Annotated in this window: 18 protein-coding genes and 1 tRNA gene; 11 read left to right on the top strand and 8 right to left on the bottom strand. The window is 63.0% G+C overall.

What is annotated here, in order from left to right:
- The first annotated feature begins 81 nt into the window (after positions 1 to 81).
- Entirely contained in the window at positions 82 to 1,737 is a 1,656-nt protein-coding gene (locus ATN38_RS04990; RefSeq protein WP_218747677.1) for a substrate-binding domain-containing protein, read from the top strand.
- Position 1,738: 1 nt separating this feature from the next.
- Here ATN38_RS04990 and ATN38_RS04985 read toward each other — a convergent pair whose 3' ends face one another.
- Together ATN38_RS04985 and ATN38_RS04980 are read right to left on the bottom strand one after the other, a co-directional pair.
- Positions 1,739 to 2,644, bottom strand: coding sequence for a transporter substrate-binding domain-containing protein (locus tag ATN38_RS04985; RefSeq protein WP_218747676.1), 906 nt, complete (start codon positions 2,642 to 2,644; stop codon positions 1,739 to 1,741).
- Positions 2,645 to 2,709: 65 nt separating this feature from the next.
- Entirely contained in the window at positions 2,710 to 2,982 is a 273-nt protein-coding gene (locus tag ATN38_RS04980; RefSeq protein ID WP_037128762.1) for a WhiB family transcriptional regulator, read from the bottom strand.
- Positions 2,983 to 3,097: 115 nt separating this feature from the next.
- Here ATN38_RS04980 and ATN38_RS04975 point away from each other — a divergent pair, with 115 nt between their 5' ends.
- Positions 3,098 to 5,380, top strand: coding sequence for an ATP-dependent DNA ligase (locus ATN38_RS04975; RefSeq protein ID WP_218747675.1), 2,283 nt, complete (start codon positions 3,098 to 3,100; stop codon positions 5,378 to 5,380).
- Here the strand turns inward: ATN38_RS04975 and ATN38_RS04970 are convergent.
- On the bottom strand, positions 5,280 to 6,821 hold the full coding sequence (locus ATN38_RS04970) for an MFS transporter (RefSeq protein ID WP_218747674.1): 1,542 nt from the start codon (positions 6,819 to 6,821) through the stop codon (positions 5,280 to 5,282). The two genes, ATN38_RS04975 and ATN38_RS04970, sit on opposite strands and share 101 nt — an antisense overlap.
- A gap of 77 nt (positions 6,822 to 6,898) precedes the next feature.
- Between ATN38_RS04970 and ATN38_RS04965 the strand changes: the two genes are divergently transcribed.
- The gene (locus tag ATN38_RS04965) at positions 6,899 to 7,546 is read left to right on the top strand and encodes a TetR/AcrR family transcriptional regulator (RefSeq protein ID WP_003940096.1); all 648 of its coding nucleotides are present in this window, start codon (positions 6,899 to 6,901) and stop codon (positions 7,544 to 7,546) included.
- A 4-nt stretch (positions 7,547 to 7,550) separates the two neighbouring features.
- On the opposite strand, the gene ATN38_RS04960 is transcribed toward ATN38_RS04965, so the two are convergent.
- A complete protein-coding gene (locus tag ATN38_RS04960) occupies positions 7,551 to 8,273 on the bottom strand; it encodes a MerR family transcriptional regulator (protein ID WP_218747672.1) in 723 nt (240 codons plus the stop codon).
- Positions 8,274 to 8,381: 108 nt separating this feature from the next.
- Between ATN38_RS04960 and ATN38_RS04955 the strand changes: the two genes are divergently transcribed.
- Positions 8,382 to 9,605 carry an erythromycin esterase family protein gene (locus tag ATN38_RS04955; protein ID WP_218747671.1) on the top strand — a complete coding sequence of 408 codons (1,224 nt, stop codon included), beginning with the start codon at positions 8,382 to 8,384 and terminating at the stop codon, positions 9,603 to 9,605.
- Positions 9,606 to 9,610: 5 nt separating this feature from the next.
- On the opposite strand, the gene ATN38_RS04950 is transcribed toward ATN38_RS04955, so the two are convergent.
- Positions 9,611 to 10,720 carry a serine hydrolase gene (locus ATN38_RS04950; RefSeq protein WP_218747670.1) on the bottom strand — a complete coding sequence of 370 codons (1,110 nt, stop codon included), beginning with the start codon at positions 10,718 to 10,720 and terminating at the stop codon, positions 9,611 to 9,613.
- Positions 10,721 to 10,970: 250 nt separating this feature from the next.
- On the opposite strand from ATN38_RS04950, the gene ATN38_RS04945 reads away from it, so the two are divergent.
- The 4 genes from ATN38_RS04945 to ATN38_RS04930 all read left to right on the top strand — a co-directional run bounded on the left by ATN38_RS04945 (position 10,971) and on the right by ATN38_RS04930 (position 14,859).
- Entirely contained in the window at positions 10,971 to 11,504 is a 534-nt protein-coding gene (locus ATN38_RS04945; RefSeq protein ID WP_020970417.1) for an NlpC/P60 family protein, read from the top strand.
- A 65-nt stretch (positions 11,505 to 11,569) separates the two neighbouring features.
- Positions 11,570 to 12,256, top strand: a complete 687-nt coding sequence (locus ATN38_RS04940) for a response regulator transcription factor (RefSeq protein WP_003940586.1) — start codon at positions 11,570 to 11,572, stop codon at positions 12,254 to 12,256.
- Positions 12,253 to 13,248: a HAMP domain-containing sensor histidine kinase gene (locus ATN38_RS04935; protein ID WP_050654680.1), complete on the top strand. Its 996-nt coding sequence runs from the start codon at positions 12,253 to 12,255 to the stop codon at positions 13,246 to 13,248. Before ATN38_RS04940 ends, ATN38_RS04935 begins: the two co-directional genes overlap by 4 nt.
- 108 nt (positions 13,249 to 13,356) lie before the next feature.
- On the top strand, positions 13,357 to 14,859 hold the full coding sequence (locus tag ATN38_RS04930; RefSeq protein WP_306300972.1) for a DUF4153 domain-containing protein: 1,503 nt from the start codon (positions 13,357 to 13,359) through the stop codon (positions 14,857 to 14,859).
- Positions 14,860 to 14,932: 73 nt separating this feature from the next.
- Here the strand turns inward: ATN38_RS04930 and ATN38_RS04925 are convergent, their stop codons facing one another.
- Positions 14,933 to 17,269, bottom strand: coding sequence for an arylsulfatase (locus tag ATN38_RS04925; RefSeq protein ID WP_218747669.1), 2,337 nt, complete (start codon positions 17,267 to 17,269; stop codon positions 14,933 to 14,935).
- Positions 17,270 to 17,474: 205 nt separating this feature from the next.
- Between ATN38_RS04925 and ATN38_RS04920 the strand changes: the two genes are divergently transcribed.
- Both ATN38_RS04920 and ATN38_RS04915 read left to right on the top strand, forming a co-directional pair.
- On the top strand, positions 17,475 to 18,143 hold the full coding sequence (locus tag ATN38_RS04920) for a TetR family transcriptional regulator (RefSeq protein ID WP_058037857.1): 669 nt from the start codon (positions 17,475 to 17,477) through the stop codon (positions 18,141 to 18,143).
- A 35-nt stretch (positions 18,144 to 18,178) separates the two neighbouring features.
- Positions 18,179 to 19,096: a TauD/TfdA family dioxygenase gene (locus tag ATN38_RS04915; RefSeq protein WP_050654720.1), complete on the top strand. Its 918-nt coding sequence runs from the start codon at positions 18,179 to 18,181 to the stop codon at positions 19,094 to 19,096.
- Between the two features lies 1 nt (position 19,097).
- On the opposite strand, the gene ATN38_RS04910 is transcribed toward ATN38_RS04915, so the two are convergent.
- Positions 19,098 to 20,060 (bottom strand): formylglycine-generating enzyme family protein, encoded by a 963-nt coding sequence (locus ATN38_RS04910; RefSeq protein WP_218747668.1) that lies wholly within the window; start codon positions 20,058 to 20,060, stop codon positions 19,098 to 19,100.
- Between the two features lie 49 nt (positions 20,061 to 20,109).
- Positions 20,110 to 20,185: transfer RNA gene (locus ATN38_RS04905), tRNA-Arg, on the bottom strand.
- Positions 20,186 to 20,427: 242 nt separating this feature from the next.
- Here ATN38_RS04905 and ATN38_RS04900 point away from each other — a divergent pair.
- Positions 20,428 to 21,807 (top strand): LLM class flavin-dependent oxidoreductase, encoded by a 1,380-nt coding sequence (locus ATN38_RS04900; protein WP_168798795.1) that lies wholly within the window; start codon positions 20,428 to 20,430, stop codon positions 21,805 to 21,807.
- Positions 21,808 to 21,816 lie beyond the last annotated feature (9 nt).

Here is a 21,816-nt window from a genome sequence, read left to right as displayed (position 1 = left end):
ATGAGTTAGGATTCTTTTCGGCGGGATAAACCGGGCATCGGTTGGTTATTGATGCGGGTCCCGCCGGAAAGGATTCGATCAATGTCGTCTCGTCATGGGTACGGCGCACCACCTGCGTCCATGCCTCGATCCGTGCAGGTTCTGATCGGACTCTTGGCAGTAGTCGCAGTCGGTGGAACCGCAGCATTCGCCGTGACGTTCAAAGGCGTCAGCGACAAGGGAGAACTCGGTGCGAGTGCTGTCACAGCTGCGACGGCAACCAGCTGTGAGAACCCGGAAACCGTGACCGTGGCCGCCGATCCGTCGATCGCCTCGGGACTCGAAGCTGTCGCCGCTGCCATCCCCGCTACGGAACTCGGGTGCAGCTCGCTCAGTGTGACGCCGCGAGATCCCGTGCTCACCGTCGCGGCGATCGCCGACGGTTCGGCACCCGCACTGTGGATCCCTGATTCGAGCGAATGGTTGGACAAGGTTTCGGCTAGCGGGCAGGAGATTCGCCGGATCAGCAACTCGGTCGCGTCCACCCCTGTTGTCACTGTCTCGGCGCCGGGTAGCGAGGCACCCGCCGCTTGGACGGATGTCCTCGGCGCTCCAGCACTGCACATCGGCGATCCCCTCACCAGTGCCGTCTCCAGCGCACCGATCGTGGCAGCCTTTGCCGAGGCCCAGTCGCGGGGCGGGGACCTCACGTCCATTTCGGCAGCCCTGGACCCGGTGGCGCAAGCGCAGTACGGAAATCTGAAGGAAACCGGTTCGACCGGACGCATCCAAACCGTGGACGCGGACGGCGGGACCGCGGTGACGACCGAGCAGACCTTCGAGGCTTATCTCGCCGCACATGCGGACAGTCGACTCACCGCGTCGGTACCGTCTTCCGGTTCGGTCTTCATGGACTACCCGATGGCAGGTGTGGGTGCAGACTCGTCGGCGGCGGTCGACGCCGGCAAACTGCTGGCGGCAGCGCTGACATCGGACACCGGGCGCTCCGTACTTGCCGGCCTCGGGTTCCGCGGCGCGGATCAGGCCCCGCCGGTCGCCGGTGGAGTGGGAAAAGTTGGCTCGCTGGTGCCGTCCGATCCGACTGTGGTCGCCAAAGCGCTTGCGCGGTACGAGATTCTGTCCAGGCCTTCCCGTGCACTGGCAGTTGTCGACGTCTCGGGGTCCATGGACTACATGCAGGACGGGGTCACTCGAATGGCCGCGACTGCACAGGCCGGTGACATTGCGATCCGAATGTTTCCCGCCAACGCACAATTGGGTCTCTGGGCATTCTCCGTAGACCTCGGCGAGGGCACGGACTACCGCGAACTCGAACCTGTCGCCCGTATGGATGCAACTGAAGGCGACACGGATCATCGGAGCAAACTGCTGTCTCGGATCGACGACCTCTCTTCGATCGTCGGCGGCGGAACAGGTTTGTACGACAGCGTTCTCGCCGCGTATCGGTCCATGCAACAGACCTACGATCCGGCCTCGATCAATTCGGTGATTCTGCTGACCGACGGTGCGAACGATGATCCGTCGAGTATCTCGCTGCAGGAACTTCTCGACACCCTGACTCGCGAGCAGGACCCGACGCGGCCGGTACCGATCATCACCATCGGTGTCACCGATGACGCCGATACCGATGTGCTCGAGCAGATTTCGGCTCTCACCGGCGGCAACAGCCACTTCGCTCCGACACCGGCAGACATCCCGAAGGTCTTCGTCGGCGCGATCAGTGGGCGCGCCGGCTGAACTACTCGAGGACTGGCGCGTCGGCGCTGTCCGTGATCCATTCGGTTGCGAGTCTCTCGAGGGTGCCGTCGGCGTAGAGCGCATCCACGGCGGCAGAGACGCACGCCGTCAGAGGACTGTTCTTCTCGAGCACGAACCCGAAGAATTCGGTGACCGCGTTGGGCCGCGGAAACTGACCCACGATGACCGACCCGGGCAGTTCGTTCTCGGTGATGTGGAATCCGGTCGGGATGTCGACGACCAATGCGTCGATCTCGCCCGCGGCCAGCGCAGCTTTCGCGTCGTCCGTGGTCGCGAACTCGCGTGGCGCAGTGGTCGGAACAATCGTGTCGGTGATCGCCGCGAGGCTGGTGGAACCGGTCTGAGCGCCCAAACGGTAGCCGGCCAGATCCGCAAGATTCTTTGCCTCAGCGGCTGTGCTCCCGCGCGAGGCGATCACCGACTGCGCCACTGCGTAATACGGCGAGCTGAAGTCGACGTTCTCGCGGCGATCCCCGGAAACCGTGAACTGATTGACGTCGAAGTCGAAATCCTTGGGGCCTGGTTTCAGTGCGTCGTTGAAGGCGACCGTGGTGAAGCGAACCTGACCGGCGTTGTACCCGAGCTTGTCGACGACGGCCCGGGCCACCGCTCCCTCGAAGCCCTTGCCGTTGGACGGAGTGTTGTCGACGAACCACGGCGCGTACGCCGGCGAATCGGTGGCGATGGTCAAGACACCGTCTTCGAGGGTGGTCCCGCTCTGGGGTCCGCACTTGTCCACGGCGGTAGTCGAGGGCAGTTTGGTGAATGCCTCGGGAACCGTGGTCGTGGTGTCCGCTGCCGCAGGTGCCTCCGGCTGCGACGAACACGAGCCCAACAAGATCGAGGAAGCGAAGATCGCGGTCACGGCAACAGCGCGTCGTGTCATAGGCACAAGGCCATCTTGCCTGTTTGTCCGGTACGAACGTGACGGGGGTCTCGTGTGAGCGGAGTTCACGCAGCTGAGCGTCGTAGTGCAAGGCGCTCCGACGGTGTCGTCCCACCCCATACTCCGTGTGGTTCAGCGGTGTCGAGTGCAAACGTCAGGCAGTCCCGAATGACCGGGCAGCGGAAGCACACCTGCTTTGCGGAATTTTCCCGTGCAGCCCGATTGCGTCCGCGTTCTTCACCCGGCGAATAGAACACCGCGGGGTCCACCGTCTTACAGGTGGCGAACATCCGCCAGTTGTTGTCCACCAACGGCTCCACGGAACTGCGAACTGTCATCGTGGTCTCCTCTCCCATCGAGAATCCAGTCTTGCCCGTGGACTGGCGCAGCGGCAGGTTTCCGATCCACCAGATTTCTACTGCCAGATGCAGCACTATCCAGCACAATGAGGAAATGGCAACGACGGATCGGGGTCAGATCACGCTCGACGGCACAACGGTGTCCGTGACCAATCTGGGCAAGATCCTCTACCCCGAGAGCGGCACCACGAAGGCCGAAGTCATCGACTACTACACCCGTATCGCCGCAGTCATGCTTCCGCATGTCGTCGGTAGACCGGGCACTCGTAAGCGTTGGCCCAATGGCGTGGACGGTCAGTCCTTCTTCGAGAAGAACCTTGCGTCGTCTGCCCCGCAGTGGCTCACGCGTGCGTCGCTGCAACATTCTGATCGTGTCGTCACTTACCCGGTCTTCGATTCCGTTGCATCCCTGGCGTGGCTGGGGCAGCAGGCCGCACTCGAATTGCACGTTCCCCAATGGCGATTCGACGGTTCCGAGCGTGGTCCGGCGACACGACTGGTATTCGATCTCGACCCGGGCGAAGGCGTCGGATTGACCGAGTGCGCCGAGGTGGCGAGGTCGATTCGAGATCTGGTCGCAACTCTGGGGTGGACTGCCTATCCGGTAACTAGTGGTAGCAAGGGAATTCACCTCTACGTTCCACTGGATCGAGCCTTGGACGGCAGCGGTGCGTCGACTGTCGCCAAGCAGATCGCCACCGGACTCGAGAAGCTTCACCCAGATCTCGTCACCGCGACGATGGCTCGAAATGTGCGGGCAGGCAAGATTTTCGTGGACTGGAGTCAGAACAACGCAGCCAAGACAACCATTGCGCCGTACTCGATGCGCGGTCGCGATCAACCCTATGTTGCCGCGCCGCGCAGTTGGGACGAACTCGACGATCCGAAACTACGACATCTGTTGTTCGACGAGGTTCTGGAGCGCGTCGAATCCGATGGTGATCTGCTGGGCGATCTGGATCCGCCGGTCTCGGCGGCTGTAGCCGACACGTTGACGCACTATCGCAACAAGCGGTCGGCCGACCGGACGCCGGAGCCGATCCCTGCTGCGGTGACCAAGGAGACAGCGGGCAATACCTTTGTGATTCAGGAACATCACGCCAGACGATTGCATTACGACGTTCGGCTGGAGCGGGATGGTGTGCTCGTGTCCTGGGCTGTTCCGAAGGGCGTGCCGACCAGTGCCGGAGAGAATCGGTTGGCCGTGCACACCGAGGATCACCCGCTCGAGTACGCCACGTTCTCGGGCACGATTCCGAAGGGGGAGTACGGCGGCGGTTCGATGACGATTTGGGATTCCGGGACGTACGAGACCGAGAAGTGGCGTGAAGACGAGGTGATCGTGCGCCTCAGTGGGAAACGGGTGCAGGGACGCTTCGCGCTGATCCGGACGAAGGGTGACCAGTGGTTGATGCATCTGATGAAGGATCAGAACGCGAGTTTCGGAACGGAGTTTCCCAAGAATCTCGAGCCGATGCTTGCCACCGCTGGAACGCTCGAAGGTCTCGACTCGCAGGAGTGGGCTTTCGAAGGAAAGTGGGACGGGATCCGAGTGATTCTCGAATATCATTCGGGCACAATGTCACTTCGCAGTCGCGCGGGTAACGACAAGACCGGGGACTATCCCGCCCTTGCCGGGTTGGCCGAGGTGCTGGACGGTCATGACGTGGTTCTCGACGGTGAAGTGGTGGCGTACAACGACGCGGGGGTCACCGATTTCGGTCTTCTCCAGCGAGGTGGGGAGCCGGTGTTCCTGGCCTTCGATCTTCTGTACCTCGACGGAGTGTCTTTGCTGCGGAAATCCTACTCGGACCGGCGCACCGTGTTGAATGCGTTGGCGGGCAAGGTCGGTGAGCTCGAGGTACCTCCACAGATCGAGGGCACGGCGGAGAACGCGTTGGAGGTGAGTACCGATGCCGGATGGGAAGGGATTGTCGCCAAACGTCGTGCATCGGTCTACCTTCCGGGGCGGCGTGGGTCGAGTTGGATCAAGGTGAAGAACTGGCGCACTCAAGAGGTGGTGATCGGAGGGTGGCGCACTGGGCAGGGCAATCGAGCACAGGGGATCGGGGCGCTGCTCATGGGAATTCCGGGTGAGGATGGATTGACCTACGTGGGGCGCGTCGGTACCGGCTTCAGTGATCGCGACTTGGAGTCTTTACTTGCGACACTGGAACCGCTGCGTCAGAAGGAAAGTCCGTTCGGGGAGGAACTTCCAGCAGATGACCGCACGGGTGCGGTGTGGGTGAGGCCGGAACTCGTCGGTGAGGTCCGTTTCATGGATTGGACGAAGACCGAGCGTCTGCGTCATCCGAGTTGGCGAGGTCTGCGGGAGGACAAGAAACCGGGCGACGTGGTGCGGGAAACAGTGCAATGACGGCCAACGCACCGACGAACGCGACTGCGGCACAGATTTGGATTCCGGTACTCATCGCCGAGGTGTAAGCCTGGTTCGCTGCGTCGGTCAAGGCACTCGCGGGGGGAGCGCCGGCATGGATCTGCGCCGGATCGGCTGTGGAAGTGTCGACTCCGGGTTCGAAGCGGGACCGGAAAACGGTGGCTACGACCGTCCCGATGACGGCGACGCCCAGAACTCCACCCAACTCTCGCACGACGCTGTTGATCGAACTGGCCATCGAAGCCTGCTGGGGCGCAACCGAAGACATCGACGTGGTTGTGGCCGGAGCCATGACCAACCCCATCCCCGCGCCGACCAGTGCCATGATTGCAGCCAGGATTCCGAACGGTGCGTACCTATCTGCTGCGATCGACAGGACCAACAGTCCCGCGGACATGACTGCGAGACCGGTCGCGATCGAACTGCGCACGCCGAATCGGCCGACCATACGATCGCTGCTGGAGGCGACAGCCGCCATCACTATCGCAAACGGAACTGCACCGACGCCGGCGACCAATGGACCGTAACCACGAACTAATTGGAGGTATTGCGTGTACGTGAAGAGAACTCCGAAAAGGGCGAAGAACGTTGCGGCCAAGATGGCATTGGAGATGCTGAACACTCGACTGGTGAAGATGCGCACGTCGGTCATCGGCGCCGAGGCCCGCAGCTCCCACCAGACGAATCCGGCGAGAAGTGCTGTTGCGCTGACGATCTCCAGCACCGTGACGGGCGACGACCATCCGCGAAGGCTTGCCTGGGTGAGGGCATCCACGATCAAAGCCAGTCCGCCGGCGGACAGCAGGAGTCCGGGGATGTCGAACGAACCCTTCGTGATCCCTCTTGCCGGGGGCATAAGAAAAACCGTCGCGGCGATCACACCGGCGACCAGTGGGACGTTTATCCAGAAGGCGCTTCCCCAACTGAAATGTTCGAGAAGTACGCCACCGGCCACGGGGCCGATCGCGATTCCCAGTCCGGCGGTTGCAGACCAGATTCCTATCGCCCGGCCTCTCTCGTGCGGGGCGAACATCGAGACGACAAGTGACAGCGTCGCCGGCATGACCAGTGCGGCGGCTGCCCCCATCACTGTTCTCCATCCGATCAGCTGCATTGACGTGTGAGAGGGGGCAGCGAAGGCTGACCCGAGGGCGAACAAGGTGAGGCCGGTCAGAAGTATCCGACGGTGACCGAATCTCGCGCCGAGTCCACCTGCCGTGATGAGCAAGGCGGCGAACGCCAATGTGTAAGCGTTGGTGATCCATTGCAGGTCGACGGTGGTCGCTTGCAGTTCGCGGGCAAGGGTCGGGATAGCGGTGTTGAGGATGGTGTTGTCGATCGTGACTACGACGAGGGATGTGCAGAGGGCGCCCAATGCTGCCCATCGTCGCCGGTCAGTGGGTTCGAGGGAATTCATCATGTCCTTACGAATGTAACCTTACGAATGTTTAGTGATGAGAACGTACCCCCTCGCCTTACATGTGTAAAGTTTGTCGGGTGAGTGATGTTTCCGAAGATGCCGATGAAACTGGGACGAGTGGTTCTCGGAGTACTCGCGCCCGAAATCCGAGAGGAAGCGGCGCACGGCTCCGCGGAGAGATCGTCGCCGCAGCGGCGACGCTCATCGCCCGCACCGGATCGGATCAGGCGGTGACGCTCCGATCAGTCGCTCGCGAAGTCGGGATATCCGCACCATCTATCTACGGACACTTTTCCGATCGCGATGCCATTGTCGAAGCGGTGGTCTCCGAATCGCTGGAGCAGTTGCATCTCGCCGTGGCCGACGCCGTTTCCGCACACCCCGACCCGGTCGAGGGTCTGTATGCCGGGTGCTCGGCATACGTCGAGTTCGGCATTTCCGAGCCCGCTCGGTATCGGGTCTTGTTCGGGTGGTCCAGGCCGAAAGGTCAGTCACCACAATCGGATACGCGAGGACTGGCCGCCTTCAACACGCTGGTGACCAACCTCGACGCGTGCGTCGCCGCTGGGAGGTCGGCCAGCACAGACACTTTTGTCGATGCGGTATCGATCTGGACTTCGCTGCACGGACAGGTGATGTTGCGGGCCGATCTTCCGGAATTCCCGTGGCCGTCGACCGACACCGTCGGTGAGATGGTGAGGAGCCTTGCGCGGCTTGTGAACTGACGCCTCAACCGTTTGCTGATCGGCAACCAGGCGAGGTCTGATCCAGCATCGTGAGATAGGCATCGAGCTGAGCCGCGCCGGCGAGAAGGTTGCGACTGCGTGTGGTCAGCCGGTCCTGCCAGGATTCGAGGAACGCTGACAATGCGTCTGCTCCGCCGGCCTCGCGCAGCGAATCGAGAAACTGGGCGACTTGCGACAGCCGATAGCCACCGCGCCGCAGCTGCCGTGCGATCTCGGCGTCGCGCACACACTCCGAACCGTATTCGCGATAACCCGTTGCCTGTTCGCGCTCGGGGCGCAGGATGCCATGCTCTTCCCACGTGCGCAGTGTCGCCGGGTGAACGCCGAGACGGCGCGCCAGCTCACCCACCGTCAGCGCTGGACCGTGCACCAGTGCCGGTGCCATGGTGGACAGAGTCCCCAGCGCTGTGGCTACCTCGGTGCGAGTTTTTCGCTCGGCGAGCAGCGCCACGTGCGCACTGTCGATCAGGCGGTAGGCGGACTCGGTGTCGCCCTGGTTGGTTGCCCGCATGATTTCCGTGGCCCGCTGGTGCCCGTGACCGCCGCGCAATGCGAGGAAAGTGCGCAGGGCTTGCGCGTGCACTGGGGTGTATCGCCGGTAGCCGTAAGTGCTGCGCTCGGTCGGAGGGAGGATGCCGGCATCGTCGTAGTTGCGGATCGCCTGTGCGGACAACCCGTGTTCACGGGCAAGGTCTATGGGCCGCACTGATCACCTCCGATTGAGGCTTTTCACGTTATACCCCAGGTAATTGCCAGTAAAAGTTTAACCCGAATCTTCAACGATACTGTCGAAGGCAGTCCACCTTCGAAAGGGATGATCATGTCCACTGCCCCAGCGCTGAGTGAGTTCGGCCGCCAACTCGAAGACGCGGCAAGTCTTGGTCGTGCCGTCGACGAACTGCTCGCAGCGCGAACCGAGGTGCCGGCTCTGCTCGCTCTCGGCGAGCCGACTCATGGGATCAAGGCTTTTCCGTTGCTGCGCAACGAACTTCTCGGCCAACTGGTCGAACGAGGATATCGGTCGATCGTGCTCGAAACAGATGTCTTTGCGGCTTTGCTCGTGAACGACTACGTGAACGGGGGAGAGGCGGACATCGAGAAGGTGCTCGCCACAGGCTTCAGCCACGGATTCGGTGCGGTACCGGGAAACCGCGAACTCGTCGAATGGCTACGCGAGTACAACCACGGCCGCGCTCCGGCCGACCGAGTTCGCTTCTACGGCTTCGACGCTCCGGTGGAGTACTCCGGCGCACCGAGCCCACGTGGCGCGCTGTCTGCAGCAGGTGACTTCCTGCCCGCTGCGATGCGGCCGCACTCGTTCGACGACATCGACCTTCTGCTCGGGCAGGACCCCGACTGGACCAACCCGGCGGCGATGTTCGAACCGGCTGCGTCCGTCGGCAACTCCGATCAGGCTCGTGCCCTGCGCATCATTGCGGACGACCTCGCCAGCGTCCTGCGGCGCGCCGCACCTGTGCTGCGGCCCGCCGACCCGGGCGGATACGACCTGGCCCTCGCACACGCACGCACCGCTGTAGGTCTTCTGCGCTACCACGCCGCGATGGCGAGTTCCGCTCCTGATCGTATCGGCACTCTGCTCAGTCTCCGTGCCGAGATGATGGCCGAGAACCTGCTGGCCGTCGTCGCCCAGGAGCAGCGACGCGGGCCGATCCTGCTCTTCGCACACAATGCCCATCTCCTGCGAGTGCCGTCCGACATGCCCGTCAACGGCGACGTGGTCAGCTGGGGGAGCGCCGGCTCACTTGTCGGACTTGTCCTCGGGGAGCGCTACGTATTCGTGGCAACCGACGCCAACCCCGACAGTGATCCGGGCACTCTGCAGGGAGCGTTGGCCGATGCGACCAGTCGGCGTGCCCTGTTTCCGGCGCCCGCACTTCGCGCAGCACTTGACCCGTCCGTCACCGCGGGAGAGGCGATCCTGCCCGGCCACCTGCCGCTGAAACCTTCGGAGTTGGACGGCGCCGACGCGGTCATCTTCGTCGCGGACACTGATGGAAAACGTCATCAGTACTGGTAACAGCGTCAGGGGCAGAGTGCGTGCGAGAGTATCGCGACGGTGTCCGGCTGGTCCTTCGGCGTCGACGTCAGCGTCACAGTGAACGCGCGGTCCGGCGTCGCGCCGGACAGTGTGTAGTACCCGTAGATCCCGCCACTGTGGCCGGTATAGGTGACGCCGCAGGGAAGTTCGGTGGCGCCGACGCCCATCCCGTACCCGAGCCCCTCGGCTTCGGTGGCGCCGACCTGAGGGGTGGTCATCTCGGCAAGCTGCTCGGCCGGCACCACCTGCCCGTCGAGTAGCGCGCGCCAGAAGGCGTTCAGGTCTGTGCCCGTCGAGACCATCGCTCCGGCAGACCAGGGGATCGACGGTTCCGTGCGGGAAACATCGGTCAGGCCACCATCGAGATCCTGATAGCCCGTCAGGTGATCGCCCCTGATGTCGAGCTCACCGGCCGGCGGGAGGTACGTGTCTTCCAAGTCCAGCGGATCGAGTATCCGAGACCGGAGTTCATCGGCGTAGCTGCGGCCACTCACGGATTCGACGAGCATTCCGAGAACGATGTAGTTGGTGTTGGTGTAGACGAACGACGTTCCGGGGACGAATTGCGCCGGTTTGCCGAGGGCGATGGCGACCGCGGCGGACGGCGTCAGCGTTCGGTTCTCGTTTGCTGCAATCCATTCGTCGGCGCCGGGTTCTCCGGCGAACTCGGGAAGGCCGCTGCGATGTTGCAGCAGTTGCCGCACGGTGATCGCGCTACCGTCGATGCCACTGCCGTCCATGTCACTGCTGTGCAGTAGGCCCGGGAGATACTGCTCGATCGGTGCGTCGAGGTCGACCTTGCCCTCGGCGACCAACTGCAGAACGAGCGAAGCTGTGAATGTCTTTGTCACACTTCCGATCCGGACGCGATCATTCTTGCCGATCGAATCGCCGTTGGTCCGGTTGGGCACGCCGCTGGTCATGACAGCCGTCGTGGTGCCGTCGTCGAGTGTTGCGATCGACCCGACGACACCCGACCTGGTGAGTCCGTCGAGATCCGATTGAATCTCCACTGCGCGCTGGAGCGTCGAGCAACCGACGAGTGCCGTGGTGGTTCCGATGATGACCGCGGCGACGAGCAGGTATGGGCGCATGAGTCGAATCTATGGACCTTGTCGTGCCGCGGGATCCAGGAAATCCCCCATCATTCCCTGATCTTCTGCCAGCCCGGGACGTAAGGCCCGTTTGTTCAAAACCGACAAATCGGATCAATCATTCCTGTCCGAACACCACGTCCACGCCGTTAACATCCGAACGAAGTGTTTGTTTTCACGTGTCTTACCAGTTCACGGCTATCGAGGTGCGCTGCCGCGCGCCGAAACGACTCCCACGAAGGACGGATGCATGAAGAAGTCGACACTCCGCACGGGAACGGTCGCGGCTTTGCTGACCGGAAGTGTCCTGTTGCTCTCCGCTGCCCCCGCCTCAGCCGACCCGGGAAGCCTCGGTAGCGGTGGCAGTAGCGGGAGTTCCGGAAGCTTGGGAAGCACGGGCAGCATCAGCAGCGGATCAGCCGCCCTTCCGATTCCGAGTCCGGCAGGGCTGATCGCGCTGGCAGCGGCGAGCACTCAGACCGGAAAGCCCTACCAGTGGGGCGGCGTCGGGCCGAACTCGTGGGACTGCTCCGGGCTGGTGCAATGGGCGTTTCGGCAGGCCGGCGTGAATCTGCCACGGACCAGCCAACAGCAGGCCAACGTCGGACAGCCGGTTCCCCGGTGGGCCCTCGCCCCCGGCGACGTCATCACCTTCTACCCCGGTGCGACGCACGTCGGCATCTACGCTGGGTTCGGAATGGTGTTCAACGCCTACGGAGTTGGTGTTCCGACCGGACTGACGCCGCTGGCGGATCTGCCGATCAACAACATCCGCAGGTTCTAGAACCTGCACAGAACCTTCACAAGTCCTCCCAGGTTCATCCACGAGGGCCGAATACAGTCAGTTCCATGAGTCAGCGAAGAGTGCTCGTGGTCGACGACGAGGTCAGCATCTGCGAGTCCATCGCGGCGAGGCTGCGTGCCGAGGGCTACGACGTCGAGCTGGCGTTCGACGGTCCCAGCGCGGTGGCCCGCTGCGAGCAGATGGACGCAGACCTGGTGGTACTCGACGTGATGATGCCGGGATTCGACGGACTCGAAGTCTGCCGCCGCATCCAGGCCGTGCGCCCGGTGCCTGTGCTGATGCTGACCGCTCGCGCCGATGAAACGGACATGCTGATCGGTCTCGGCGTCGGGGCCGACGACTATCTGAGCAAGCCGTTCAGCATGCGTGTGCTCGTCGCCCGGGTGCAGGCTCTGCTTCGGCGTGCGGATCGCGCGGAGCACGCTGCTCGCCCGGTGGCCGACCTCCTCGAGTTCGGTGACGTCGTGATCGACCTGACCGAACGTCGAGTGCGCCGTGATGCGCAAGAAGTTCACCTGACTCGCACCGAATTCGATCTCATCGCCTATCTGGCGGAGCGGCCGCGAGCCGCGATCCCGCGGGAGTCGCTGCTCGAGGAGATCTGGGGCTGGGGTGAGGGAGCGGGCAGTCGGACCGTCGACAGCCACGTCAAGGCACTGCGACGCAAGCTCGGACCTTCCGTGATCCGGACCGTTCACGGCGTCGGGTACGCCTGGGACGTGCCGCGATGAGCGGCGTCGACCGACTCTTTGCACGGTGGCCGCGGCCGCTGGACCCGATGCGGTCCTTCAAGGTGAAGGTCGGCCTCCTGGTTGTCGCAGCACTGGTGTTCGCCGCGGGTGGTTTCTGGCTGACGTCGCAACAACCGTTTCGTTTTGCTCTACTGACGGCGTTGGTTGTCGCTCTCGGCGTTACGCAGGTGCTCGCACACGGGATGACGTCACCGCTTCGCGAGATGACGGCCGCGGCGAAGGCGATGGCGCGCGGCGACTATTCGCGGCGAGTACGAGCGACTTCCAGAGACGAAGTAGGCGAACTCGCCCATGCGTTCAATCGGATGGCCGAGGACCTCGGGGCCGACGACCGGTACCGCCGCGAGTTGATCGGCAACGTCTCCCACGAACTGCGCACGCCCATCACCGCTTTGCAAGCCATGCTCGAGAACGTCGTCGACGGTGTCGAAGAACCGGATCCGGCGATGATGAAATCGGCGCTGCGGCAAACGGAACGACTGGGCGCGCTGGTAGCCGACCTTCTCGATCTCTCGAAACTCGAGGGTGGCGCAATGCCGTTGAAACGCCGCCGTTTCGAGGTCGAGCCGTTCTTACGCGAGCTGTCGAGTGTGAGTGCGGGCGACATCGAGATAGACGTCAAGCCTCCACAATTGTCCGTGGTCGCCGATCCGGATCGCCTCCACCAGGTGGTGACCAACCTGGTGGACAATGCGGTTCAGCACGGGAACGTCGACACCAAAGTTGTCATCCGAGTACGTACCGGCAGCGCGGGGGAGTTGGTGCTCGACGTCCACGACGACGGCCCCGGCATCGAACCACAGGCCCGTGAGCGAGTGTTCGACCGCTTCATCCGCGGCGGCTCGACCGACGGGGGCACCGGACTCGGCCTCGCGATCGCGAAGTGGGCGGTCGAATTACATGACGGCAGGATTGCCGTCGTCGATGCCCCGTCGGGTTGTTGCATTCGAGTAGTGCTGCCGCAGAACTGAATCAAAGTCCCTGACGAGATCGAGAGATCTCGCGATGGCGCATGTCTTCATCGGCATTCGTCTGTACTTCCGACCCTGAAAAATTGAACCAGACACATAGGAGATCACATGAGCGCTCCGATAGTAATTCCACCGAAACCGCCGATGCCGGCCGTAAAACCCAAGCGTTCCAGCCGGTTCTGGCGTCCCGATCGCACTTCGATGGCCACCCGCTCGATGCTCCTCGGCGCGGCCGCAGTAGGGGTGCTTGCGGCCCTGATCCTCGACCCAGGGTTCGCGAGTATCGCGTACGTGATCGTGGGTGCCAGTGTGGTGATCGTCTTCGGGATTCCGACGCCGCCGCGGATGACCGTGACGCAGTGGGTCGCCGCCATCGGGATGCTCGCACTGCTGGGTGTTGCCGCCGTTCGCGGTGCGGAGTGGTTGGTGTTCCTCTGCGTCGTAGCTGCGTGGGTTCTGTTCACGTGGACTCTGATCGGCGGGCGGACGTGGACCGGAATACTTCTGGGAACGGTCGCTCCCTGGCGGGCACCGCACCGGACGGTCAACTTCGTTCGTCGTCGAAAACTTGCTACCCGCTCTGCTCCGCGGGTGCCGGCGGCGCGAGTTGTCGTCGTAAGCGCAGTATCGATTCTTCTCCTGCTGATTTTCGGATCTTTGTTCGTGAGTGCGGATCCGGAGTTCGCGAAGATCTTCGACGGCTTCGCTCCTGCCATCTCGGTGTCGAACCCGGGAGCACGGATCTTTGCCGGCGTCGTGATGGCGTTCGGCACGCTGGTTGCGGTGTATCTGCGCCGCAGAACGCCGACGGTGGACGCGTTTGCACCTGCGCCCGCGACGCCGTTGCCGATGTGGGAGTGGGCGGTTCCGCTCGGAGTGCTCAACGTGCTGTTCCTCGGTTTTGTTGCAGTACAGACGAAGACGCTGTTCGGGGGAGACGAGCACGTACAGGTGACCGACGGACTGACTTATGCGGACTACGCGCGTGAGGGTTTCTGGCAGCTCATGGCGGTTACCGTGCTGACGCTGCTCGTCATCGCCGTCGCAGTGCGGTACATCGACCGCCGGGACGCTGGATCGAGGCGTCTTGCCCGCGGACTGTTGGGTGCACTGTGTGTCTTCAGCCTGGTGATCGTGGCGTCCGCTGTGCACCGGATGTGGTTGTACGAGAATCAGTACGGTTTCACGGTGCTCCGGGTCAGCGTCTTCGCGACCGAGCTGCTTCTTGGCTTCGTGTTCGTGTTGTTGCTCGTCGCAGGTATTCGGATGTCCGGGAAGTGGCTGCCCACAGCTCTTCTCGCCACTTCGGCCGTCGCGCTGCTGGCCTTCGCGGTGTTCAACCCCGACGCGTACATCGCGCAAAAGAACGTGGAACGGTTCGAGGGCGGCAAGAGCATCGACGTTTCCTACTTACGCGGGCTCTCCGTCGACGCGGTACCCGCCTTGGATCGTCTACCGGAACCGCAGCGTTCGTGTGCCTTGAGCAGATATCGATTCGGAGTGCCGGGCACCACTGCGCCCTGGGAGTTCAACGCAGCGCGTGAGAAGGCCCGCGACGTCCTGGAAGCTCGCCCGGTGGGGCCGTGCCTGCAGATGTACACGGTCGGATAGACGCAGGGCGATTGTGCAGCCGCACGGCAGATATCGCGCGCGGCTGCACAATCGGCGAGCGTCGCCTGGTCGATCAGTGCACGGCGAGTGAGATTTTCTCCCGTTCCTCTGCGGACACCACGTCTCGGGTGGATCGTAAGTCGACGGTCACGCTGTGGAGTTTGCCGCCGTAGCGGAACGTGCCCTTCTCCGCAAACTCCTCCGCCACCGGGCTTCCCCGGTTGATGCCGACGTCGAGCTGTTCGTTCATGCTGAAGATCGCCCGAGTGGTCTTCTCGATCCGGCCTTCGGAGATCACCTCGCCGTCGACAATCAGGGTGGCGGTTCCGCCCTTGCCGATTCCGCCGCGGTCGTACTCGAAGTGGACGGACACCTCGCGCGTATCGGGTGCCAGCGGGTTGCGCCCACGCACGAAGGTCCGACCACCGCCGCTGAAGTTGTAGCAGTAGACGGGGACGGAATCGAGTATGTACAAAGCGAATCCGCCGAACCGGCCACCGAGGCTGACCAGCATGCCGTCGGCGACGCTACCCAGACTCGCGGTCAGCGTGTACGAGCGGTTGAAGAACGTCGGTGCGGCTTTCTCGACCAGACCGTTCATGTGTGGGTACAGCGTGAGGGTCTTGCGGCCCATCATCGGATGCGGGGGTCGTGATTCCGCGGTGGCGTGGCGACCGACCGTTCTGTCGTCCAGCGGCAGCACCTGATATTTGGCCGCCTCGACGAGGAACTTTTCCTTGAGCCGGGCCAGGATCTCGGGATGCTCGTCCGCGAGATCGCGGGCCTGCGACCAGTCGACCGAGGTGTCGTACAGCTCCCAACGGTCTTCGCTCATCGGTGTGAGCTCGAGGCCGTGAGTGGCCATCAGCCAGGGTGCGCGGTGGGCCGTGACTGCGGTCCAACCGTGATCGTAGATTCCGCGGTTGCCGAAGATCTCGAAATACTGTGTGGTGTGGCGCTCTTCGGCGTCGGGCTCGGCGAAGGTGTAGTTCATCGCCACGCCTTCCATCGGTTTCTGGGTGACCCCGTCGACGCTGGTCGGTGCCGGAATGCCGGCAGCTTCCAGGATTGTCGGCGTGATGTCGACGCAGTGATGCCACTGCTCCCTGATTCCTGGCTTGTCGATCCCCTTGGGCCAGTGGGCGATCAGACCGTTTCGGGTACCGCCGTAGTGGGACGCAACCTGCTTGGCCCACTGGTAAGGGGTGTCGAGAGCCAGAGCCCACGACGCCGGATAGTGCGGGTAGCTGGTTTCGGTCCCCAATTCGTCGTAGCGCGCCAGTACGTCGGATGTCGCACTCTTGTAACCGTTGAGGCCGGCGAGGTAGTTGAACGAACCCTCCATTCCGCCTTCCGCGGAAGCGCCGTTGTCACCCATCATGTAGAGCACCAGAGTGTTGTCGAGTACACCCATGTCCTGCAACCGGTCGACGAGCCTGCCTACCTCGTCGTCGGTGTGCTCGAGAAACGCCGCGTACAACTCCATCAGACGGGCCGAGACCTTCTTCTGGTCGTCGTCGAGTTCGTCCCAGTGTGGGAGCCCTGGAGCCCAGGGGGCCAATTCGGTATCAGGAGCGACGACGCCCAGTTCCTTCTGCTTTTGGAGGGTGATCTCGCGTTGGCGATCCCACCCATGATCGAATTCGCCGACGTACTTGTTCAGGTATCGGTCCGGAACCTGCAGTGGAGCGTGGCACGCGCCGAAGGGGAGATAGCAGAACCACGGCTTGTCGGGGTCCATCGTGTTGACACCCTCGACCCATTCGATCGCATGGTCGACCAGATCCTCTGACAGGTGGTAACCCTCCTGCGGCGTCTTGGGTAAGTCGACCATCGTGAAGTCCTCGTAGAGAACCGGGGTGAACTGGTCGGACTCGGCACCGAGGAAACCGTAGAACTTGTCGAAACCCTCACGGACCGGCCACCGATCGAACGGCCCGGCAGCGGTGGTCTCCCACGTCGGGGTCTGGTGCATCTTGCCGAAAGCACCTGTCGCATAGCCGTTTCCCTGCAGGACGCGTGCGACCGTGGCGGCAGAGGCGGGGCGGGTCCCGTTGTATCCCGGTGCCGCGCTGGCCATTTCGGAGATGACACCCATACCGACACTGTGGTGGTTGCGCCCGGTCAGTGTGGCTGCACGCGTCGGCGAGCACAGGGCCGTGGTGTGGAATCGGCTGTATTTCACGCCGGTTTCGGCCAAACGCTCGGCGGTGGGGGTGCGGCACGGGCCACCGAACGCGGAGGGTGCGCCGAATCCGACGTCGTCGATCATGATCAGCAGCACGTTCGGGGCCCCGGCCGGCGGGCGAAGCGGTTCCGGGCGGGTGTACGGGGGATTCTGATCGGGGTAGTACACGGCGGCCGCGACGTTCGGCGTCTCGGGAATGATCGGAATGGAATGGCGATTCACCAGCAGGCTCCTTGGCGTGTGCAAAACCGGGTCGATTAAGCAGTTGTCTTAATCGGGAGCGTATCGATTGGGGTTCCGTTGGCAGCGTATGTCTCGTTGACTGGGACAACTACCCCCGTGAGTGGCTAAGGAGTCCCTGCACTCCCTAACCGCGCACGGGGGGTGGGCCTTGCGGAATTAAGACAATGACTTATATGGTCGGTGTATGCCCGCCTCGTTGGATGCCAAGAACGCCATGATCGCCGTCGCCGAGCGGATGTTCGCCGAGCAAGGTATTCACGAAGTGTCCATGCGGGACGTGGCGACTGCGGCCGGGCAGCGCAACAACTCTGCAGTTCAGTATCACTTCGGTGGGCGAGACGGTCTGGTGCTGGCCGTATTCCGGCATCGGATGGATCAGATCAACGCAGCGCGACTGACGTATCTCGACGACATCGACGCCAGTGGGCGGACCGACTTGGTCCGTGCTTTGGTCGAAGCCTTTCTGTACCCGCTGGCCGATTTCATGGCGACGGTCGACGGGTCCAACTATGCGAGGTTCATTGCCCGAATCTCACCGTCGGTGGATACGCAGAGTGCTGAGTTTCGCGAGGTCAGTGAAGGAATCAACGAGGTAGTCGGCAGGTTGACGCGGGCGTTGCCGCATCTGCCCCGCCGCGTCGCGGTTGAACGGATCGATCTGACGTTCAACATGAGCGTCTCTGCTCTGGCCATCTTCGAGCAACGCCGCGAAGACGAAAACCCCGTTGTGCAGGCAGATTTCGATACGACGGTGGATCATCTGGTCGATCTCGCGGTAGGAGCACTGACCGCGCCCCAAAGCGCACACAAACGCACACGAGCAAAGCGGGTGCACGCGTCGATTGACTTGTGACCCCGCGACACGACACGACAGGACGGAGTCATTCGATGGCTACCCTTACATCATCAAGAACAGTCCAAATCGGCAATCACACAATCGAATTCGGACCACGCGGAATGAGGCGCAATCCGGAAGGCGTTGAATCGAGGCCGTACGAGCGGTTCACTCTGACACCCGTCACACCGTTCATCGGTGCCGAGATCAGCGATATCGACTTGCGTGATCCGTCGGAGGAGCAGATCGAGGACGTGCGTCGGGCCCTCCTCGAATGGAAGGTCGTGTTCTTTCGGGACCAGCCGATTTCGAGCGTGAATCATCGTGACTTCGCGGCCCATTGGGGTGAACTCGAGGTTCATCCACTTCTCCCGCAGGGAGAGGTCCCGGCAGTCGTCAGATTCGAACGCGGAGAGGACAGTCCAGGAACGGAGAACATCTGGCACGTCGACGTCACCTGGACGAAGACGCCGCCGCTCGGTTCAGTACTTCGGGCGATCGACGTACCGCCTGCCGGTGGTGACACGCTCTGGGCCGATATGGGTAACGCCTTCGACTGCCTCCCCGACGAGATCAAGGACTTGATCGACGGCAAGGACGCCATCCACGATTTCGTACCGTCCTTCGGACGCGGCATGAGCCCGGAGAAGTTGGAGCAGATGAAGGAGCAGTACCCGCCGGTTCTGCATCCGATGGTGCGTAAGCATCCGGAGACCGGGCGTAAAACTCTGTTCGTCAACAGCCTCTTCACCACCCACATTCCGGATATGGATCCTGTCGAAGGCAACGATCTGCTCAACCTATTGTTCGCGCAGGTCAAGGTCCCGGACTTTCAGTGCCGCTTCAAGTGGGCGCCGAATTCCATTGCCTTCTGGGACAACCGGGCCACCCAGCACTACGCTGCGAGCGACTACTTCCCGCATCGTCGCGTCATGGAGCGGGTGGCCATCCTGGGGGACGTGCCCTTCTGATCTACTCCTGCGGAATGCGGATGATGCACCGGAAGCCGACGTGGCAGGTCGAGGACTCCTCGGATTCGCCCTGCCGCGCGGCAGGGCGGTAGCGCAGGCAGTAGTTCGGTGCACACAGATGTGAGCCGCCCTTGATCACCCGTCGTGCGTAGGGTTCGCCCGCCAACGCCTCCGTGGCGAACTCCGCTCGGGGATTACGAGGAATGCAGCACGACGAGGCCGGCGCGACGTTCTTGGAACTGTGGGCGTGGTCGGACGTGTAGTGATCGGCCGTCCATTCCCACACGTTCCCGGCCATGTCGAACAGTCCGTAGCCGTTGGGCCGGAACTTTCTGACCGGAGCGGTGCGCTCGTAACCGTCCTCGAGCAGATTCTCCCAGGGGAACTGGCCCTGCCACACGTTGCCACCGGGCCGCCCGCCCGGAGAGTCGTGATCGCCCCACACGTACGCCTGGCGATCGAGTCCACCGCGGGCGGCAAACTCCCACTCGGCCTCGGTCGGGAGTTCCTTGCCGGCCCACGCGGCGTAGGCCTGGGCGTCGAAGTACGACACGTGGGTGACGGGGTGCCGTTCACGTCCCCCGATGTTGCTGTCGGCGCCCTCGGGATGGCGCCAATCGGCGCCGGGAGTGAACGACCACCACTGGGTGTAGTCGTCAAGTGAAACCGGGCCGGGTGGCGAATTGAAGACCAACGATCCCGGGACGAGGAGGGCTGGATCGGCGTCGGGATAGTCGGCGGCGTCCGGGGCGATTTCAGCAGTGGTGACGTGGCCGGTTGCCTTCACGAAGCGTCGGAACTCGGCGACCGTCACCGCCGTCGTGTCCATCCAGAATCCGTCGACTGTGACCTGGTGAACTGGGCGTTCTTCCGGATAGAAATCTTCGGAGCCCATCCAGTACGTCCCACCCGGGATCAAAGACATGTTCTTCGGGGGAGTAGCCGTGGAGTGAGGCATCGTCATGAAGTCAAGAATGGCACGTTGGTGGCGCCGATGTGGGGAGAGTCCCACCTGGTGCCCTCGGCAGGATTCGAACCTGCGACCCTTCCTTTAGGAGAGGAATGCTCTATCCCCTGAGCTACGAGGGCGGGGAGCGTACCGACAAGCGCTGAAAACCCTGTGCTGCCGGGGTTTTCGCTTCCCGATACTGCTGTTGCATCCGCTCGACCTGTCGGCACGAAGCCTCGGGCGTCACAGCTGCGCTAGTCAGTGTAGCGGCCCGCCGACGAGGTCGCGAAGTCGACGGTATCGCCGGGTGCAAGCAGGAGCCGTACCGATCGCACTGATCGCAATGGTGTTCACCGCGGAGCAGGCACGGCATCGTGCGGGAATGACCCGCAGAATCCGCTTCAACGCCTTTGCCATGAACTGCGTCGCCCACCAATCGCCAGGTCTGTGGCGCCACCCGGAGGACCAGTCGTCCAGGTACACGGATCTGACGTACTGGACGGAGTTGGCGAAGCTCCTCGAGCGTGGACGATTCGACGGGCTGTTCCTGGCCGACGTGTTGGGAACGTACGACGTGTACGGCGGCAATCACGACGCAGCGCTGCGGCAGGGCGCGCAGGTACCGGTCTCGGACCCGCTACTGCTGGCGTCGGCGATGGCTGCCGTGACCGAGCACTTGGGCTTCGGGATCACCGCAGGTACAGCTTTCGAGCATCCCTACCCGTTCGCTCGGCGCTTGAGCACCCTCGACCACCTGACGAACGGGCGAATCGGCTGGAACGTGGTCACCGGATACCTCCCCTCGGCCGCACGGAACATGGGCGAGGACGACCAACTCCAGCACGACGATCGCTACGACCACGCGGACGAGTACCTCGAAGTCCTCTACAAGTTGTGGGAAACGTCGTGGGAAGACGACGCGGTGGTGCGTGACAGAACCACCGGGGTCTACACAGACCCCGCCAAGGTTCATCCGATCGAGCACGAAGGCAAGCACTTCACCGTTCCGGGCATCCACATCTCCGAACCTTCTCCGCAGCGGACGCCGGTCATCTTCCAGGCCGGCGCGTCGCCTCGCGGGGTTCGGTTCGCCGCCGAGAATGCCGAAGCAATTTTTGTCGGTGCACCGACAAAGGCGATTCTCAAAGACACCGTTGCCCGAATCCGAAACGAACTGACGAAGGTCGGGCGAGATCCGTACTCGGCCCGCATCTACACACTGTTGACGATCATCACCGACCGAACCCCTGAGTTGGCCCAGGCGAAGCTCGAGGACTACCGCAGCTACGCGAGTAGTGAAGGCGCGCTCGTTTTCACCTCGGGGTGGATGGGAATCGACCTCTCCGGATACCGAGCGGACGAACCGATCGGGAACGTCGAGAGCAATGCCATTCAATCCGCGGTCGCATCGTTTCGTCAGGCCGACGAGAAAGGTGGCGAATGGACGGTGGGGGACATCGCGGAGTGGGCGGGCATCGGCGGGCTCGGCCCGATCGTTGTCGGTTCCGGCGCGGAGGTCGCCGACGAATTGCAGGAGTGGGTGTCCGAGACCGACGTCGACGGTTTCAATCTCGCGTACGCGGTGACTCCCGGAACCTTCGAAGACATTGTGGAGCATGTGATTCCGGAGCTGACCAAACGAGGTGCCTACCAGGGCGACTACGATGAGGGAACGCTGCGCAACAAACTGTTCGGGCGAGGGGACAGGCTGCCGCTCGAACACCGAGGCCGGAGCTTCGACCGGATCCGCACTGCCGGCTGAGCGGGGACC

This window comes from Rhodococcus sp. FH8, assembly GCF_019266085.1.
Classification (GTDB): Bacteria; Actinomycetota; Actinomycetes; order Mycobacteriales; family Mycobacteriaceae; genus Rhodococcus_F; species Rhodococcus_F qingshengii.
Note: the sequence above shows the minus strand (reverse complement) of the source record. Positions and strands in the feature narration are given on the sequence as shown.